This is a genomic window from Streptomyces sp. NPDC059454 (genome assembly GCF_042749965.1).
In the GTDB taxonomy this organism is placed as follows: Bacteria; Actinomycetota; Actinomycetes; order Streptomycetales; family Streptomycetaceae; genus Streptomyces.
Genome location: NZ_JBHYVC010000073.1, coordinates 20743 through 38489 on the forward strand (window position 1 = coordinate 20743; position 17747 = coordinate 38489).

Below are 17747 nucleotides of genomic sequence, written 5' to 3' on the forward strand. Positions count from 1 at the left end.
TGTGCTCATGCCTCGCTACGAGTACCGCTGCCGGACCTGCGGCGACACCTTCGAACTGAGCCGCCCCATGGCGGAGTCCTCCGCGCCCGCGGCCTGCCCGGCGGGTCACGACGACACGGTCAAGCTCCTCTCCACGGTCGCGGTGGCCGGTACCGCCGCGGCCCCGGCTCCCCGCGCGGGCGGTGGTGGCGGCGGCTGCTGCGGTGGCGGCTGCTGCGGCTGACCGCCGCCGGAGGCCACCGGGCCGGACGTCAGCTGCCGAGGTAGCGCAGCACCGCGAGCACCCTGCGTGAATAGCCCTCACCCCCTGTCAGTCCGAGCTTGTCGAAGATCGCGTTGGTGTGTTTCTCCACCGCGCTCTGCGAGATGTGCAGCCGCCCTGCGATGGCGGCGTTGGTGTGCCCCTGCGCCATCTCGGCCAGCACCGCCTGCTCCCGCGCGGTGAGACGGGCGAGCGGGTCGGTGTGCGTCGTGCGGCCGAGCAGCTGCCGTACGACCTCCGGGTCGAAGGCGGCGCGTCCCTGCGCCACCCGCTCCAGGGCGTCCAGGAACTCGTCGACCTGGACGACACGGTCCTTGAGCAGATAGCCGACTCCTTCCGACTCACCGGTCAGCAGCTCGGTCGCGTACCGCTTCTCCACGTACTGCGAGAGCACCAGCACCCCCACGGACGGCCAGCGCCGGCGGATCTCCAGGGCCGCGCGCAGTCCCTCGTCGGTGTGCGTGGGCGGCATCCGCACATCGGCGACCACCACGTCCGGCGGGTCCTCGGCGACCGCCCGCAGCAGCAGTTCCGCGTTGCCGACGGCGGCCAGCACCTGATGTCCCTCCTCCGCCAGCAGCCGCACCAGGCCCTCTCTGAGCAGGGTGGAGTCCTCGGCCAGGATCAGGCGCATGGCAGCTCCGCGGTCACCAGGGTCGGTCCGCCCGGCGGACTGCGCACCTCCAGATGCCCGTCGAGCGCGGCGACGCGCCGGGCCAGCCCGAACAGTCCGCTGCCCGTCGCGTTCGCACCGCCTTGGCCGTCGTCCTCGACACTCACGTACAACGCTCCTTCCCTCGATCCGACCTCGACCACTATCCGGGTCGGCGTCGCGTGCTTCACCGCGTTGGTGACGGCCTCGCAGACGACGAAGTAGACGACGGTCCCCACTGCCCGCTCGGGCTCCCCGGTGAGCCCGTACTCCACCCGTACCGGGACGGAGGCCCGCTCGGCGACCGTCTCCAGCGCCGCCCGCAGCCCTGCCTCGTCCAGTGTGGTGGGGTAGATCCGCCACGCCACCTCGCGCAGGTCGTCCAGGGCGTACCGGCTCTCCTCGTGGGCCTGTCGCAGCAGCCGGCCCGAGTGGGCCGGGTCCTCGCTGCGCAGGGCTCGGCCGAGCAGCATGCCGAGCGCGACCAGACGCTGCTGCACTCCGTCGTGCAGGTCCCGCTCGATGCGCCGCCGCTCGTCGTTCACCGCGTCGACCACGGCCGCGCGGCTCGCGGACAGTTCGGCGATGCGCCGCTCCAACGCGTCCTGGTGGCGGGGCCCGAGCAGGCGGCGGGCCAGCTTCCCCTCCAGTTCGGCCACGCCGACTATCCCCTGGACGGCGAGGAAGAGTAGGAAGAGCCCTCCGAGGGAGGTGAGGGCGACCGCTCCGGGGGTGCGTATGTCGTCGACCAGCAGCCAGAGGTACATCCACGACGTGCCGTACCCGAGGCCGATCGCCACCGAGAGCATCACCACCGCGCCCAGCACGCCCAGGGTCCAGCGGCAGGCCAGGTATCCCAGGGCCTGCGTGTCCTCGTACGCGGGTGAGGTGCGCGTCCTCAGCCATGTCCGCAGCCGGGTGCGGTTCAGTTCCGTCAGTCCTCGCGCGCCCGCGAGGACCGGGCGGAGCACGGCGCGACGGCCGCGCGGCCAGGCCACGACGAGCAGGAGGAGCAGGCCGGCCAGGACTGTGCAGAGCAGCTCGACGACGGCCGCGGCGGCGCCCCACATCAGCCCCACCGCGCACCGCACCACGCGCCGCACCATGTCTCGCATGATCGCGAGGCTAGTCGGACACGGCATGGGGGCACACTGCGGAAAACCGCAATTGCGGCTGTGGATCACCGCAGCGCATCGTGCGGCTTTCCTCAGCCTTTCTTCAGCTCCGGTTTTCTAGCGTGGCAGGCATGACAGCCATCGCAGCGCACACGATCACAGCGGCTTCGGACGGGAGTGCCGGACCGCAGTGGGTCAACGACCTCATGGACGCCATGGGCGCCCCCGGGGCCGGCCTCGCCATCGCGCTGGAGAATCTCTTCCCTCCCATACCCAGTGAGGTGATCCTGCCGCTGGCGGGGTTCGCCGCGAGCAGTGGGCGGATGGGTCTGCTCGCCGTACTGCTGTGGACCACCGCCGGCTCGGTGGTCGGCGCGCTCGCGCTGTACGGGGTGGGCGCGCTGCTCGGCAGGGACCGGACGGTGGCGATAGCGGGGCGGCTGCCGCTGGTGAAGGTCGCGGACATCGAGAAGACGGAGGCGTGGTTCCTGCGGCACGGGCCGAAGGCGGTGTTCTTCGGCCGGATGGTTCCGCTCTTCCGGAGTTTCATATCGGTGCCGGCCGGCGTGGAGCGCATGCGTCTGCCGCTGTTCCTGGGACTGACCACGCTGGGCAGCGCGATCTGGAACACCGCGTTCGTGCTCGCGGGGTATGCGCTGGGGGACAACTGGGAGCAGGTGTCGACCATCGTCTCGGCGTACTCGAAGGTGGTCCTCGGCGTGGCCGCGCTGGCGTTGCTGGCGTTCGTGGTCCTGCGGCTGCTGCGCTCGGGCGACGGCCGCCGGCGGCGGGACGGGCGGGCGGGCACGGATCACATACGCCCGTCGCACCCCGCCGCCGGTGCCGATCACCTCGACGGAAGCGCACCCGTCCACGGGTACGACTCCGCCGACACGATGAGCCTGCGCCGCCACCGCTGACGCCCCGGCCGCACGGCCTTCCGGTCGTACGGCCTCACCGGGGTGAGCGCACCGTCTGCAGGAACTCGCGCAGGATGCGCTCGCCGGCCAGGACGCCCCGCTCGGGGAGAGCCCTGATCGCGGGGGCCGTCCAGTCGGCGTCCGCGAGTTCGCCGTGACCGGGGCGCCAGCCCTGGTCCACGGCGAGGAGCAGGTCGGCGTCGAGGAGGGAGTCGCCGGCGGCGAGGGTGAGATCGGCGCCGGTGCGGCGGGCGACCTCGTACATGGCCGCGCTCTTGGTGAGGGGCTTGGGCACGGCGTAGATCTTGCGGCCCTGGAGGGACACGGTCCAGCCGCGGTTCTCCGCCCACTCCCCGAGTTCCTTCACCCACTCCTCACGCAGCAGTTCCCGCTCGACGACGAGGTAGGCGAAGAGGTCCTCGGCGACCCGGTGCTTGCGCACCCAGACCGGGTCGGCGGTCCGCAGCAGATGGTCCTGCACCTCGGACAGCGGGGCGCACTCGTCGGCCAGGCGGGCGAGCACCCGGGCGTGCCAGTCCTGGTCGGACACGCCGTCGACGAGGAGGTGCCCGCCGTTGGCGCAGATCGCGTAAGTCGGCGGCGGGCCGGGGAGGTTGATGCGCTGGTACTGCTTGCGCGTGCGGGTCGTCGTCGGCACGAAGACGGCGGCGTCGCCGAGGTCGGTGAGGAGCTGGGCCGCCGTCTCCGTCATATAGGACAGGGGCTTGCTCTCGTGGACCTCCACGCACAGCAGCCGGGGTGCCCTCGCGTCCGGCATGGTCAGGGCGAGGGCGGCGGCGGAGTAGATGAGGGTGCGGTCGAGGTCGCTGGCGACGATGACGGGCATCAGCGGGCCACCGCCTTGCCGTCGGCGCCGGTGGCGCCACGGGTGTAGCGGGGGTGGATCAGTCCGACGCAGGTGTAGGGGAGTTCCGCGACCTCCTCCACGGGGACGCCCCGATGTTCCGCGAGGAGACGTACATGGTCGAGGTCGCTGCCGGCTCCGGCCCGGGCCAGCACCTTCCAGGGCACCCGGCGCAGCAGCACCCGGGTGGTCTCGCCGACGCCGGGCTTGACGAGGTTCACGTCGTGGATGCCGTACTCCTCGCTGATGCGTTCGACCGCCGCCCAGCCCTCCCAGGTGGGGGTGCGGTCGGTGGAGAGCAGTTCCTTGGCCTGGGCGCAGGCGGCGTCGGTGACCTCCGGGAAGCGGGCGGACACGGCGTCCAGGAAGGCCACCGAGAGGTCCGCGCCGGCGAGTTCGCGGTAGAACTTGGCGCCGTGGAAGTCGTCCGGGCCGACCAGGTCGGCGCGGAGCACGGTGCGTGAGATCAGGCCGGACACCGTGGAGTTGAGGCAGGCGGAGGGGATCAGATAGTCCTCGCGGGTGCCGTAGGTGCGTACGCAGGAGCCGGGGTCGGCCAGGACCGCGATCTCCGGGTCGAAACCGGTGACGCCCTCGGTCTTCTCGAACTCCTCGACGGCCTGGGCGAGTTCGCGGGTGATGGCGCCCTTGCCGGTCCAACCGTCGACGAAGACCACGTCCCGGGGGTCGTGGTGGGCGGCCAGCCAGCGCAGCGCGTTGGCGTCGATGCCCCGGCCACGGACGATCGAAACAGCGTAGTGAGGGAGGTCGAGATGGTGGCGGTACTGCGCCCAGCGGCGCATCAGGATGCCCACGGGGGTGCCCGCGCGGGCCAGGGAGACGAGCACCGGGCGGGGAGACCGTTCGGCGAGCACGGTCTCGGTGACCACGCCCACCGCGTGGGCCAGGCGGGCCGCCGACTCGTCCAGGGCCGCGTGGAACAGCTCCTGGTACTGCTCGCTCGGCTGGTACTCCACGGGCAGCGACTCCGCGTAATGGGCGCCGCCGCTCTGGATGGCCTCCTCCCGCTCCTCGGTCGGCGCCTCCAGCGTCACGTCCGAGAGGTCCTGGAGCAGCCAGCCGACCTCCTCGGGCGCGTACGAGGAGAAGGCGGGGCCTCTGAGGGGCTCGGGCAGCATGGTGGCGGGCCTTTCGGGGGCGTCCGGTCGGGCGTCCTTGGGGACGGTGTCCTGCGGTGCGGGCACGTACGACGGTACGACCACGAGGAGCACCTGCGGGGTGTGCGCGGCGAGCCGGGTGAGCAGGCCGTCGGGCGCGTGCAGTGCGGGGGTGTCGGCGTCCGAGTCGACGACGGCGACGACGGTGTCGAAGCCGCCGCCGGCGACGTTGTAGGCGTAGCGCTCGCCGGGGCCGTCGGCGGGGGCGTCGTGGGCGGGGAAGACCAGGCGGGTGCGTATCGCGTAGCCGGGGTCGTCGACGGCGAGGACGGGCGAGCGGGTGGTGGTGGAGAAGCGTACGTCGGCGCCGGTGGTCCGCTCCAGCTCGCCGGCGAGGCGCAGCGGGACGTACATCAGCTCCTCGAAGCCGAGGATCAGGACGCGGTGCGCGTCGTCGGGCAGTGCGTCTGCGAGGCGGGCCGCCATTTCGGGGAGTGCGCCTTCGAGGCGGGCGCGGTGCGCGGGGGTGAAGCCGTGACGGCCGCCGTCGGGGAGGCCGGACGGCCAGCGCAGGTCCACTCGCGTGACACGGCTGGGCCCGTCGGCCGGGCGCGGGCCGTCTTGGGCTGGTCGCGTCCACGCGGCGGTGGCCGCAGATTCGACTACGTCCCGCGCCCCTGGGGAACGAGTCCGGGCATCGGCTTCGAGATCAGCTGTACCGGCATCCCCCTCCAGGGGCACGGGGAACTGCGCGACCGGCCCCGCCGCGGCCGCAGACGCCCGACCGTGCCCCTCGGCACTCTCGTACTGCGCCACCAGGGACTGCCCCCTTTCCAGGACGCCGTCGGGCAACCGCACCGTCCCCGACGCGGTCGTCACCAGGTCGATGCGCGCCCCGATCTCGCGGGCGAACTCGTCCAGACGGCCGGCGTCGGCGGGCGACCTCATGTCGACAAGAGCGACCACGACATACCGCCCCCGCGGATACCGCGCATGAAGATCCCGGACGGTGTTCAGCACCGTGTTGCCCGTGGAGAACTCGTCGTCGACCAGGACCAGCGGGCCGTTCCCGGCCAGCAGCGACGGGTCCTCCGGAAGCAGCAGGTGGGACGTGGCGTGGGAGTGGGATTCCTCGAAGCCGCCGGCCGTGGCGGTCCCCACGACCGGGCGGCGGGTGGAGTGCAGGTAGGGGGCGACGCCCAGGCCGTCGGCGACCGAGTGGCCGAGGCCGGTCGCGGTCTCCGCGTAGCCGAGGACGACCGCGCCCTCCGCCTCGTCGCCCAGCAGCTCGCGCACCCTGCAGCCGAGTGCGACACCGTGGCCGTACACGACGGACGGCGACTGGGGGACGTGCTTGCCGAGGACGTTGGACACCAGCAGGTGGGCCCGCTTGGGGTTGCGACGCAGCGCCAGCCCCAGCAGCCCGGGCAGGCTCTCGTCCCCGGCCAGCTCGACGCCGAGCCGCTCCGTGACCCAGCTGCCGGACCATATGTCCTCGCCGGCCCGCATTCCATGACGCGCCGGGTGGCGCATCCCCTCGTTCACAGCCTTCTCCGTCCCGGTCACTCGGTCAGGCCCGCCGCGAGCAGTTCCACGAAGCCGACGTCCCCGTTGGCGACGCCGAAGACCTCGGCGCGCAGCATGGTCCGCTCGGCCCAGGCGCGGTGGGGTTTCACCTCGTTCATCTTGTTCGTGTAGGCCGACCTGAGTACACCCCCGCCGCCGCGTTCCGGCCGGAGGATGTCCTGGGCGTCGCTGAACTCCTCGTGGCTGACGACGGACAGCGCGTGCACGGGGAGTACGTGGGAGGGGTGGATGCAGGTCTTGCCCAGCAGGCCGTTGGCCCGGTCGAGGGAGATCTCGCGCAGCAGGCCGTCCATGGCATGTTCGATCAGCTTCTCGCGCAGTGCCACGGCCTGCACCCCGTGGAAGGGGCTCTGCCGCAGGAGTGGCTTGAACATGCGTTCCTGGACCCGGAAGTACTCCCAGACCGGCCCCGTCACGGTGAATCCGGTGCCGTCGGCCCGGGCCAGCATGTTCACCACGTCGGAGATCACGGAGGCGACGACCTGGATGTCGTACGCCGTCATGTCGGGGCCTCTGCGCAGCCCGTAGGAGGAGCAGAAGTCGGTCACACCGAGGCGCAGCGCGAGCACACGGTCGCGGTACTTGTCGACGGCGCGGAAGATCCCTTCGAGGGTCTCGACGCGGGACTCCCGGTAGAGCAGCTCGGGCGACTCCAGCACCGGCATGGCGAACAGCCGGTGGCCGCTCTCGGCCTCGGCGGTGGCCAGCGCCTCCAGGAACGGCAGGCCGCGTTCCCCGGTGAACTTCGGCAGCACGAATCCGGACAGCAGCGCGACGGCGGGGCCGAGGCGGCGGACGAGGTCGGGGATCTGTTCCGGGGTACGGACCCGGATGAACAGCAGCGGCAGATCCGCGCCGGGCCGCCCGGCCAGGTCGGCGAACTGGCGTACGAGGTTCTCCTCGCCGGCGGTGACGTCGGCGTCGTCGATGGAGTCCTCCAGGCACAGCACCATGGAGACCACACCGAGTCCGCCCTGCTTGACGACGTCGTCGGCGAGCCGGGGCCGGGTCGCGGGGCTGTAGAGCGTGGCGCCGAGGGCCGCAGAGAGCAGTCGGGCCGGGGAATCCGGCGTGAACTCGCCGGGCTCCCGGTAGAAGAGACGTTTCCGCACCGCAGGGGCGATGTGCCCGAAATGACGCATAGAACTCCCCTGTGGCCTCTCTGGAATCTCGGGAATGTCGGAAGGTGGCCGGTAATAGTACGTAGGGATCCATGTCGGTGGTTCCCGCGGGGCATGAACTTCAGGTAACCCGGCCGTGTCGACCCCAACCCCCCGCATTGTCGTGACCAAGACGGAGAAGGCAGGATGACCGTATGACGCACGCGATGCTCAAGGGGTCGAACGTCCCTGTCGAGGCCACCACGGTACGTGCCGTGCTGCGCTGGTCGCCCGGGCAGGGGGTGCCGGACGTCGACGCCTCCGCGCTGCTCCTCGGCCCCGACGGCCGTGTGCGCTCCGACGAGGACTTCGTGTTCTACAACCAGCCACGGCACCCCGCCGGGCAGGTGTGGCGGCTCGGCAAGAAGCGCGTCACCGAGGGCCTGACCGATACGATCCAGACGGATCTCACCCGTGTCGAGTCCGGTGTCGGCCGGATTCTGCTCGTCGCATCGGCGGACGGTGTCACCTTCGACCGCGTACGGGACCTGCGCATCCTGCTGTACGACGCGCAGGCCGCCGACGGGGACGCGCTGGCGTATTTCGACATCAAGCCGGAGACCGGCCAGGAGACCGCGCTGATCTGCGGTGAGCTGTACCGGCGCGGGGAGGGCTGGAAGTTCCGGGCGCTCGGCGAGGGCTATTCGAACGGCCTGAAGGGCCTGGCGACCGACTTCGGCATCTCGGTGGACGAGTCGGAGGCCGCGCAGGAGCCCGACTCCTCCGACGTCACCCAGCTGCCGCCCCCGACGGCACACATACCGGCCTCCGACCGGACCTCTTCCGAGGCCCTGACGCAGCCGCAGGCCCCGCTCGCCCCGCCGGCACCCGAGGTGTCCCGGCCGCTGCCGCCCGAGCAGCCGGCGGGAGTGCCCGCACAGCCCGCGTACGGCTACCCGCCGCAGCAGCCCGCGGCCACGCAGCCGGCCTACGGCTATCCACCGGCGCCCGCCACGGCCGCCGCGGGGGCGCCGTCCGGGTACGGTTTCCCGCCGCCGGCCGCCGCCTCCCCCGACCCGGACTTCCGGCTTCCGCCGCAGGGGCCGCAGTTCATCGGGCGTTAGTGGACCGGACCCTGTGAAACCAAGGGCTTCTCAACGACCGGCCTTCGTCTTGAAGCCCCTTCCCCACTGGAGCCCCCACCCGTACAGCCGGTCCAGCTCCGCCTGGAATCCGTACACGAATTTCACCTCGCGGCGGACGAGGATCTCGTTCTTGACGTTCTCGATCATCACCACCGCGCAGGAGCGGGCCTGCGGGTGGCGTTCGTCGAGGCCTATCTCGATCCGCGGGCCGTTGCTGGGGTACAGCGTGACCATGGCCTGCGTACGGTCGAAGGCGGGCGTCTGGTCGTAGATGTAGGCGAAGACCAGCAGGCGTTTGATGTTCTCGCGGTGGTCCAGGTTGACGTACATCGTCTCGCCGGAGCCCGAGCCGAACCGATCGTCGCCGCTGAGCTTGACGTACGGCGGTTCGTTGACGTCGCCGAGGAAGCCGCCGAGGGGCTGGACCACGCCCTTGGTGCCGTCCTGGAGCTCGTACAGGCAGCCCAGGTCCAGGTCGACGTTGACCATGGACTGGCTGTGGCCGATGACCTCCGGTGGCTTGAGCGCCTTGAAGGGGTGGCGCAGCAGGCTCTCCCGCTGGGAACCGCCGAAGTCGGAGGTCCGCATGCGCCAGCTCAGATTGATCCGCAGATGGCCGGTGGCCGCGCCCTGTTTGGTCAGGGACACCTGACCGTGCCGTTTGGTCAGCTCGATGGCGTTGGTAGCCGCGTTGCCCGAGTCGAAGGCGCTCTCGTTGCTGCGCCACAGTCCGTCCAGGAAACCCATTCCCGCCCCAAGTCCAGTCGTCGAACCCCGCTCGGGCCGCCCAGGCTCCCGGACGGCCGGCGGGGCGGCTCCGAGGAGTGGTCCTCGGAGCCGCCCCGTCGAGAGCGTTCCTCACTCGGAGGGCTGTCACACCCCGGAGGTGACCTCAGTCTTGTCGTCGGCGTTTCCCTCGGCCGCCGCCAGCCGCTTGTTGCGGCGCACGGAGGAGAGGAAGGACCAGCCGATCAGGATGACGCCGATGGAGCCGGTGATGAGCTCGTGGATCTCGTACTGGATGGTGACGAGCAGGATCAGCGCCAGGGCGCCGATGGCGTAGTGCGCGCCGTGCTCCAGGTAGACGTACTCGTCGAGGGTGCCCTGGCGGACCAGGTAGACCGTCAGCGACCGCACGTACATGGCGCCGATGCCCAGGCCGAGCGCCATCAGGACGATGTCGTTGGTGATGGCGAAGGCGCCGATGACGCCGTCGAAGGAGAAGGACGCGTCCAGGACCTCCAGGTAGAGGAACATGAAGAACGCGGCCTTGCCGGCCATGGCCACCACCGTGCGGGGCTTGCCGGAGCGCTCGGCCTTCTCCTCGGCCTCGTGCTCGCGTTCCTCCTCCTCTTCGAGCTTGTCCTCGAAGAAGCCGGAGAGACCGCCCACGATCATGTAGGTGATCAGACCCGCGATGCCGGACAGCAGGACCGTCTCCGCCTTGTCCACGTGCGCGCCGCCGTGCTGGTGGGCGTTGGTGGCGAAGGTCATGGCGGAGATCAGCAGGATGATCAGCGCGATGCAGACCGACAGCATGTCGATCTTGCCGAGCTTGGCCAGCGGGCGCTCCAGCCAGCCCAGCCACTTGATGTCCCGGTCCTCGAAGATGAAGTCCAGGAAGATCATCAACAGGAACATGCCACCGAACGCGGCGATCGCCGGGTGGGCGTCGGTGACGAGTTCCTGGTAACGGTCCTTGTCACTGAGCGCGAGGTCGACGGCCTCGATCGGACCGAGCTGCGCGCTGACGGCCACGATCACGACGGGGAAGACCAGCCGCATGCCGAAGACGGCGATCAGAATGCCGATGGTGAGGAAGATCTTCTGCCAGAAGGCATTCATCTTCTTCAGGATGCCGGCGTTGACCACCGCGTTGTCGAAGGACAGCGAGATCTCCAGCACGGAGAGGATCGCCACGATGCCGAAGGCGGTCCACCCCCCGAAGAGGACCGCTGCGACCAGACCGAGCGCGGTGACCGCGAACGACCAGCCGAAGGTTTTCAGAACCACTGGCTACCCCAGGTGTGTTAACGGGTCTCCCCCGCTGCCGTGATCGGCTTTACGAAACGTTGACTCCGAAGTCTAGAGCGATGCCCCGCAGTCCCGACGCGTACCCCTGTCCCACCGCACGGAACTTCCACTCGCCCTGATAACGGTAGAGCTCACCGAAGATCATCGCGGTCTCGGTGGAGGCGTCCTCGCTCAGGTCGTAGCGGGCGAGTTCCTGGCCGTCCGCCCGGTTCACCACGCGGATGAAGGCATTGCTGACCTGGCCGAAGGTCTGGCCGCGCTCATCGGCCAGGTGGATGGAGACCGGAAAGACGATCTTTTCGCACTGGGCCGGCACCTTGGGGAGATCGACCAGCAGGGACTCGTCGTCCCCGTCGCCCTCACCGGTGAGGTTGTCACCGGTGTGCTCCACCGAGCCGTCCGGGCTCTTCAGCTGGTTGTAGAAGACGAACCACTCGTCCCCCATGACCCGGCCGCCGCTGCACATCAGCGCGCTGGCGTCGAGGTCGAAGTCGGCTCCGGTGGTGGAGCGCGCGTCCCAGCCGAGCCCGATCATGACCTGCGTGAGGTTGGGTGCGGCCTTGGACAGGGAGACATTGCCCCCCTTGGCGAGCGTGACGCCCATGATGATCCCTCCCCGGATGATGTTCCTCAGGTGGTCCTGCACGTCCGGCGCCGCACGTAAACCGTGCGGCGCCGGGCGATGTGGCCGCGGAAGACGGCCGGGCTCAGGCGTGGCCGTCTCAGACGTTCACACCGAAGTCCTGCGCGATGCCGCGCAGACCGGAGGCGTAGCCCTGGCCGATGGCGCGGAACTTCCACTCCGCGCCGTGCCGGTAGAGCTCACCGAAGACCATGGCGGTCTCGGTGGAGGCGTCCTCGCTCAGGTCGTAGCGGGCGATCTCGGCCCCGCCGGCCTGGTTGACGACGCGGATGAACGCGTTGCGCACCTGGCCGAAGGACTGCTGGCGGTTCTCGGCGTCGTAGATGGAGACCGGGAAGACGATCTTCTCGATGTCGGCGGGGACCCCGGCCAGGTTGATCTTGATCTGCTCGTCGTCGCCCTCGCCCTCACCGGTGAGGTTGTCGCCGGTGTGCTCGACCGAGCCGTCCGGGCTCTTCAGGTTGTTGAAGAAGATGAAGTGCGCGTCACTGGCGACCTTGCCGCCGCTGTTCAGCAGCAGTGCGCTGGCGTCGAGGTCGAAGTCGGTACCGGTCGTGGTGCGGATGTCCCACCCCAGACCGACGATGACCGCGGTCAGGCCCGGCGCCTCCTTGGTCAGCGATACGTTGCCGCCCTTGCTGAGGCTGACTCCCACGAGTCCTCCATTGGTGTCCTGGGGCGGGGTGCCCCGTGGTGCGTTGGATGTCGGATCAACGAGTCGATCCTAGTGACGGGTTCCCGGCCGCCGCAGGCCCCGCGGCCGAAGAATCACTTCGGTGTCGGGCCGGATCCACAGGTGTCGAGCGCTTCGACGTGACTACAGGGTGTCGAGCGCCTTGACGTACTCGTTCAGGTCACGGGCGTCCGGCAGACCGTTGACGACGGTCCAGCGCACGACGCCCTCCTTGTCGATGATGAACGTCCCGCGCACGGCGCACCCCTTGCCCTCGTCGAAGACGCCGTACGCGCGCGAGACGTCGCCGTGCGGCCAGAAGTCGCTGAGCAGGGGGTATTCCAGATCCTCCTGCTCGGCGAAGACGCGCAGGGTGTGGATGGAGTCGTTGGAGACGGCGAGCACCTGGGTGTCGCGGTCGGAGAACTGCGGCAACCGGTCGCGGACCTCGCACAGCTCGCCGGTGCACACGCCGGTGAAGGCGAACGGGTAGAAGATCACCACCACGTTCTTCCGCCCGTGGAAGTCGGACAGTCTCACGGTCGCCCCGTGGTTGTCCCTGAGCTCGAAGTCGGGGGCCTTGTCGCCGACCTGGATCGCCATTGTCGTGTTCATCCCTTCGGGGCGGTTCGCTCCGACCACCCTACGCAGGGAGTACGACAGGCCGACGGACGGGCCGACGCGTGACGCGACCGGCCCGTCCGGGAGTGGTTCACCGCTTGGACTTGGCCGCCTTCGGCGTCGCCAGCCGGCTGCCGCTCCAGTCCTTGCCCACACTGACGCTCTTGGCCGCCGTCAGGCCCGCCGTGGTGGCGGCCTCCGAGATGTCGCTCGGCTCCACATAGCCCGAACGGCCTGTCTTCGGCGTGAGGAGCAGGATCGCGCCGCCTTCTTCGATGTACGTGGTGGCATCCACCAGCGCATCCGTCAGGTCGCCGTCGTCGTCGCGGAACCACAGCACAACGGCGTCAGCCACGTCGTCGTAGTCCTCGTCGACAAGGTCGCTCTCGATGACGCCCTCAATGGCCTCGCGGAGCTCCTGGTCGACGTCGTCGTCGTAGCCGATCTCCTGGACCACCTGCCCGGGCTGGAACCCCAGCCTGGCGGCAGGGTTCGTCCGCTCCTCCGCGTGGTCCGCGGTCGCGCTCACGGGTTGCCTCCTGATCATGTCTTGGGAATAACTCAGCCACGCGCGTGCGCGAAGCATTGGCCGTAGTCCACACGGGCGGGACGGATCGCGCAAGTACCCGGCCGTGCAGACCGCCGAAACGGTGACGATCCTGGCCGGGTCACCGCAACTCCAGGCACACCATCATGGCCCGAAGTGACGCACACCACACCTTTGTGCCCCGTTTGGCCCTTTGGGAACCGTCTACGTGTACGAAGACTCGAATGGACGAGCCCTGTGAACACCGTACTGGTCGCGACTGCGGATTACCTCCCGGTAGAGATGACGCCGACGACCCCGAGGTGGACCATGGGGAACGGCGCAATCCGGGCCGTACCAGTGAAACCGCGGCCCGTCTCACGGCCCTCTGACAGGTAAGGAACAGCGTGGCTTCCGCATCCGATCGCAACCCGATCATCATTGGCGGCCTTCCGAGTCAGGTTCCTGACTTCGATCCCGAGGAAACCCAGGAGTGGCTCGACTCCCTCGACGCCGCGGTCGACGAGCGCGGCCGGGAGCGGGCCCGCTATCTGATGCTGCGACTGATCGAACGTGCCCGCGAGAAGCGTGTGGCCGTGCCCGAGATGCGCAGCACGGACTACGTCAACACGATCCCGACCCGGGCCGAGCCGTTCTTCCCGGGCAACGAGGAGATCGAGCGCAAGATCCTCAACGCCACCCGCTGGAACGCCGCGGTGATGGTCTCCCGCGCGCAGCGGCCGGGTATCGGGGTCGGCGGCCACATCGCCACCTTCGCCTCCTCCGCGTCGCTGTACGATGTGGGCTTCAACCACTTCTTCCGCGGCAAGGACGAGGGCGACGGCGGCGACCAGGTCTTCTTCCAGGGACATGCCTCCCCCGGCATCTACGCCCGCGCGTATCTGCTGGACCGGCTGAGCGAGCGGCACCTGGACGGCTTCCGCCAGGAGAAGTCGAAGGCTCCGTACACCCTGTCGTCGTATCCGCACCCGCGGCTGATGCCCGACTTCTGGGAGTTCCCGACCGTGTCGATGGGCCTCGGCCCGATCGGCGCGATCTACCAGGCGCGGATGAACCGCTACATGCACGCGCGCGGCATCACGGACACCTCGCGCTCGCGCGTGTGGGCGTTCCTCGGCGACGGCGAGATGGACGAGCCGGAGTCGCTGGGCCAGCTGACCCTCGCCGCGCGGGAGGGCCTGGACAACCTGACCTTCGTCGTCAACTGCAACCTCCAGCGGCTCGACGGCCCGGTGCGCGGCAACGGAAAGATCATCCAGGAGCTGGAGTCGGTCTTCCGGGGCGCCGGCTGGAACGTGATCAAACTGATCTGGGACCGCACCTGGGACCCGCTGCTCGCGCAGGACCGGGACGGGATCCTGGTCAACAAGATGAACACCACGCCGGACGGGCAGTTCCAGACGTACGCCACCGAGTCGGGCGCGTACATCCGCGACCACTTCTTCGGCGGCGACCACCGGCTGCGCGCGATGGTCGAGGGCATGACCGACGACCAGATCCTGCACCTGGGGCGCGGCGGTCACGACCACCGCAAGATCTACGCGGCGTACAAGGCGGCGGTCGAGCACAAGGGCCAGCCGACGGTGATCCTCGCGAAGACGGTCAAGGGCTGGACGCTGGGCCCGAACTTCGAGGGCCGCAACGCCACGCACCAGATGAAGAAGCTGACGGTCGACGACCTCAAGCACTTCCGGGACCGGCTGCACCTGCCGATCTCCGACCAGGACCTGGAGTCCGGTCTGCCGCCCTACTACCACCCGGGGCCGGACACGGAGGAGATGCAGTACATGCACGACCGCCGCAAGTCGCTCGGCGGGTACGTGCCGACGCGGGTGGTGCGGTCGAAGCCGCTGCGGCTGCCCGAGGACAAGACGTACGCGACCGTGAAAAAGGGTTCCGGTCAGCAGTCCATCGCGACGACCATGGCCTTCGTCCGGCTCCTCAAGGACCTCATGCGGGACAAGGAGATCGGCAAGCGGTTCGTGCTGATCGCGCCGGACGAGTACCGCACGTTCGGCATGGACTCGTTCTTCCCGAGCGCGAAGATCTACAACCCGCTCGGCCAGCAGTACGAGTCGGTGGACCGGGAGCTGCTGCTCGCCTACAAGGAGGCGCCGAACGGACAGATGCTGCACGACGGCATCTCGGAAGCCGGCTGCACGGCCTCGCTGATCGCGGCGGGATCGGCGTACGCCACGCACGGCGAGCCGCTCATCCCGGTGTACGTCTTCTACTCGATGTTCGGTTTCCAGCGCACCGGCGACCAGTTCTGGCAGATGTCCGACCAGATGGCGCGCGGTTTCGTACTGGGTGCGACCGCTGGGCGTACGACGCTGACCGGTGAGGGTCTTCAGCACGCGGACGGCCACTCCCAGCTGCTGGCGTCCACGAACCCGGCGTGTGTCGCGTACGACCCGGCGTTCGGGTTCGAGATCGCGCACATCGTGCAGGACGGGCTGCGCCGGATGTACGGCTCCGACGAGGAGCACCCGCACGGCGAGGACGTCTTCTACTACCTGACCGTGTACAACGAGCCGATCCAGCACCCCGCCGAGCCCGAGAACGTGGACGCGGAGGGCATCGTCAAGGGCCTCTACCGCTTCAGCGAGGGCACGGCGGGTTCGCTTCCGGCGCAGATCCTGGCGTCCGGGGTCGCGCTGCCGTGGGCGATCGAGGCGCAGAAGATCCTCGCCGAGGAGTGGAACGTCAGGGCGGACGTCTGGTCGGCGACCTCCTGGAACGAGCTGCGGCGCGAGGCGGTGGACTGCGAGCGGCACAACCTGCTGCACCCGGAGGAGGAGCAGCGCACCCCGTACGTGACGCGGAAGCTCGCGGCGGCGCGGGGGCCGGTGGTGGCGGTGTCCGACTGGATGCGGTCGGTGCCGGACCAGATCGCGCGCTGGGTGCCGGGGACGTATCAGTCGCTGGGCGCGGACGGGTTCGGGTTCGCGGACACACGGGGGGCGGCGCGGCGGTTCTTCCACATCGACGCGCAGTCGATCGTGGTCGCGGTGCTGACGGAACTGGCCCGCGAGGGCCACGTCGACCGGTCGGTGCTGAAGCAGGCCATCGACCGGTACCGGCTGCTGGACGTCGCCGCGGCCGACCCGGGCGTGGCGGGCGGCGACGCGTGACGCCCATGGCGTGACGAGGGGGTGGTGGACCCGCGGGTCCACCACCCCCTCCCGGTTCCTAAAGAAAACTGCCAAGAATCCTCACACGGCCCAGGTCCGCTGGGAACACCGCACCCAGCGGCCGCTCCTCGGCATGGCCGTGGCCTTCGCCGTCGCCTATGCCGTGCCGATCGTCCGGCCCGACGCGGGCCGGGACGTGGTCGCCCTGTGCACGGCCGTGGAGTGGGCGGTGTGGGGGGCGTTCGCGGTCGACTACGCCGTCCGGCTGGCGCTCGCCGAACGGCGCCTGGTGTTCCTGCGGACGCACTGGCTGGACCTGTGCGCCGTACTGCTCCCCCTGCTCCGGCCGCTGCGGCTGCTGCGGCTGGTGTCGACGCTGCTGCTGGTCGGGCAGCGCGCCCGGCTGGCCTCGCAGATCAGGCTGACGACGTATGTCGCCGGGGCGGTGGTCGGGCTGCTGATGTTCGGATCACTCGCGGTGCTCTCGGTGGAGCGGGACTCGCCGGACGGCAACATCCGGACGCTGGGCGACGCGGTGTGGTGGTCCTTCACGACGATGACGACCGTGGGGTACGGGGACCACGCGCCGACCACCGGACTGGGACGCGTGCTGGCCGTGGGCCTGATGCTGTCCGGGATCGCGCTGCTCGGTGTGGTGACCGCGAACATCGCCGCGTGGTTCATCGCCCGCTTCGAGAAGGACGACGTCGAGGAGCGGCGGCAGACGGAGGCCATCGAGACGCTCACCCGGGAGGTACGGGCGCTGCGCGCCGAGGTGGCGGCCCTGAGGCCGGCGCCGGTCGAGGAGCGACGGTGACATGGGTGGGCCCCCGGCTTCGTACCGGGGGCCCGTCCCTAGGTGCTCCGGGTCAGAACATGCCGTAACCCGAAGTGGTCGCTCCGGCCAGCCAGATGACGGCCAGGAGCGTATCGATGGCGCCCAGCACCAGGGCCACCACGGCCGTCACCGGACGGGAACCCGCCCAGCTGCGGCCCATGGCGAGCCAGCCGCAGACGATCGCCACCGGGCCGAGGACGATCCCCAGCACGAAGAAGCCGGCGACCGCGCAGATGACTCCGATGACTCCGAGGGTCGCGCGATCCGGCCCGGTCCGTGACCACGTCCGGCCACGTGAGCGGGGGTGCCTGCGCGTTCCGTGTCCGAAGCTCGCCATCATCAACTCCCTGAAGGGTTGGTTGACATGGCGGGTACCCCCGCTACGGCGGTGAATTCACGCCGTGATGACGCCGGAAAGGCCGCTGCGGCGCGCTGCCCCCTCCAGCGGCGCGCCGCAGCGGGCGTCCTCCGGGCCGGGTTCGCCCCTCGGGGC

At 69.8% G+C, this 17747-nt stretch carries 17 protein-coding genes; 5 read left to right on the top strand and 12 right to left on the bottom strand.

Features of this window, described 5'->3' with window-relative positions:
* Window positions 1-7: 7 nt before the first annotated feature.
* Window positions 8-223, top strand: a complete 216-nt coding sequence (locus tag ACFXAE_RS31840) for a zinc ribbon domain-containing protein (RefSeq protein ID WP_073935763.1) — start codon at window positions 8-10, stop codon at window positions 221-223.
* A gap of 28 nt (window positions 224-251) precedes the next feature.
* On the opposite strand, the gene ACFXAE_RS31845 is transcribed toward ACFXAE_RS31840, so the two are convergent.
* On the bottom strand, window positions 252-896 hold the full coding sequence (locus ACFXAE_RS31845; protein WP_384721678.1) for a response regulator: 645 nt from the start codon (window positions 894-896) through the stop codon (window positions 252-254).
* Window positions 887-2029: a sensor histidine kinase gene (locus ACFXAE_RS31850; RefSeq protein WP_384721682.1), complete on the bottom strand. Its 1143-nt coding sequence runs from the start codon at window positions 2027-2029 to the stop codon at window positions 887-889. Before ACFXAE_RS31850 ends, ACFXAE_RS31845 begins: the two co-directional genes overlap by 10 nt.
* A 131-nt stretch (window positions 2030-2160) precedes the next feature.
* Here ACFXAE_RS31850 and ACFXAE_RS31855 point away from each other — a divergent pair, with 131 nt between their 5' ends.
* Window positions 2161-2949, top strand: a complete 789-nt coding sequence (locus tag ACFXAE_RS31855; protein WP_384721685.1) for a DedA family protein — start codon at window positions 2161-2163, stop codon at window positions 2947-2949.
* Between the two features lie 34 nt (window positions 2950-2983).
* On the opposite strand, the gene ACFXAE_RS31860 is transcribed toward ACFXAE_RS31855, so the two are convergent.
* From ACFXAE_RS31860 to ACFXAE_RS31870, 3 genes are read right to left on the bottom strand one after another with little or no spacing between them, the layout of a single operon-like run.
* Window positions 2984-3796, bottom strand: a complete 813-nt coding sequence (locus tag ACFXAE_RS31860) for an HAD family hydrolase (protein WP_384721687.1) — start codon at window positions 3794-3796, stop codon at window positions 2984-2986.
* Window positions 3796-6441 carry a phosphoribosyltransferase gene (locus ACFXAE_RS31865; RefSeq protein WP_384721718.1) on the bottom strand — a complete coding sequence of 882 codons (2646 nt, stop codon included), beginning with the start codon at window positions 6439-6441 and terminating at the stop codon, window positions 3796-3798. The genes ACFXAE_RS31860 and ACFXAE_RS31865 overlap by 1 nt, the downstream gene beginning before the upstream one ends.
* A gap of 53 nt (window positions 6442-6494) precedes the next feature.
* A complete protein-coding gene (locus tag ACFXAE_RS31870) occupies window positions 6495-7661 on the bottom strand; it encodes an HpcH/HpaI aldolase/citrate lyase family protein (RefSeq protein WP_384721690.1) in 1167 nt (388 codons plus the stop codon).
* Between the two features lie 173 nt (window positions 7662-7834).
* Here ACFXAE_RS31870 and ACFXAE_RS31875 point away from each other — a divergent pair, with 173 nt between their 5' ends.
* Window positions 7835-8743, top strand: coding sequence for a TerD family protein (locus tag ACFXAE_RS31875; protein ID WP_384721693.1), 909 nt, complete (start codon window positions 7835-7837; stop codon window positions 8741-8743).
* A 30-nt stretch (window positions 8744-8773) separates the two neighbouring features.
* Here ACFXAE_RS31875 and ACFXAE_RS31880 read toward each other — a convergent pair whose 3' ends face one another.
* The 6 genes from ACFXAE_RS31880 to ACFXAE_RS31905 all read right to left on the bottom strand — a co-directional run bounded on the left by ACFXAE_RS31880 (window position 8774) and on the right by ACFXAE_RS31905 (window position 13264).
* Window positions 8774-9511, bottom strand: coding sequence for a Tellurium resistance (locus ACFXAE_RS31880; protein ID WP_384721696.1), 738 nt, complete (start codon window positions 9509-9511; stop codon window positions 8774-8776).
* Between the two features lie 126 nt (window positions 9512-9637).
* Window positions 9638-10777, bottom strand: coding sequence for a DUF475 domain-containing protein (locus tag ACFXAE_RS31885; RefSeq protein ID WP_384721698.1), 1140 nt, complete (start codon window positions 10775-10777; stop codon window positions 9638-9640).
* Window positions 10778-10826: 49 nt separating this feature from the next.
* Window positions 10827-11402 (bottom strand): TerD family protein, encoded by a 576-nt coding sequence (locus ACFXAE_RS31890; RefSeq protein WP_384721701.1) that lies wholly within the window; start codon window positions 11400-11402, stop codon window positions 10827-10829.
* A 118-nt stretch (window positions 11403-11520) separates the two neighbouring features.
* Window positions 11521-12096 (bottom strand): calcium homeostasis/redox stress adaptation protein, encoded by a 576-nt coding sequence (locus ACFXAE_RS31895; RefSeq protein WP_384721704.1) that lies wholly within the window; start codon window positions 12094-12096, stop codon window positions 11521-11523.
* 162 nt (window positions 12097-12258) lie between these two features.
* Window positions 12259-12717: a peroxiredoxin gene (locus ACFXAE_RS31900; protein WP_384721707.1), complete on the bottom strand. Its 459-nt coding sequence runs from the start codon at window positions 12715-12717 to the stop codon at window positions 12259-12261.
* A gap of 109 nt (window positions 12718-12826) precedes the next feature.
* Complete coding sequence (locus ACFXAE_RS31905) at window positions 12827-13264, bottom strand: DUF3052 domain-containing protein (RefSeq protein WP_030218400.1); 438 nt, start codon at window positions 13262-13264, stop codon at window positions 12827-12829.
* 404 nt (window positions 13265-13668) lie between these two features.
* Here ACFXAE_RS31905 and aceE point away from each other — a divergent pair, with 404 nt between their 5' ends.
* Both aceE and ACFXAE_RS31915 read left to right on the top strand, forming a co-directional pair.
* Window positions 13669-16416: a pyruvate dehydrogenase (acetyl-transferring), homodimeric type gene (gene aceE / locus ACFXAE_RS31910; RefSeq protein ID WP_384721710.1), complete on the top strand. Its 2748-nt coding sequence runs from the start codon at window positions 13669-13671 to the stop codon at window positions 16414-16416.
* 133 nt (window positions 16417-16549) lie between these two features.
* Window positions 16550-17233 carry a potassium channel family protein gene (locus ACFXAE_RS31915; protein WP_384721713.1) on the top strand — a complete coding sequence of 228 codons (684 nt, stop codon included), beginning with the start codon at window positions 16550-16552 and terminating at the stop codon, window positions 17231-17233.
* A 52-nt stretch (window positions 17234-17285) separates the two neighbouring features.
* On the opposite strand, the gene ACFXAE_RS31920 is transcribed toward ACFXAE_RS31915, so the two are convergent.
* Window positions 17286-17594, bottom strand: a complete 309-nt coding sequence (locus ACFXAE_RS31920; RefSeq protein ID WP_384721715.1) for a small hydrophobic protein — start codon at window positions 17592-17594, stop codon at window positions 17286-17288.
* Window positions 17595-17747 lie beyond the last annotated feature (153 nt).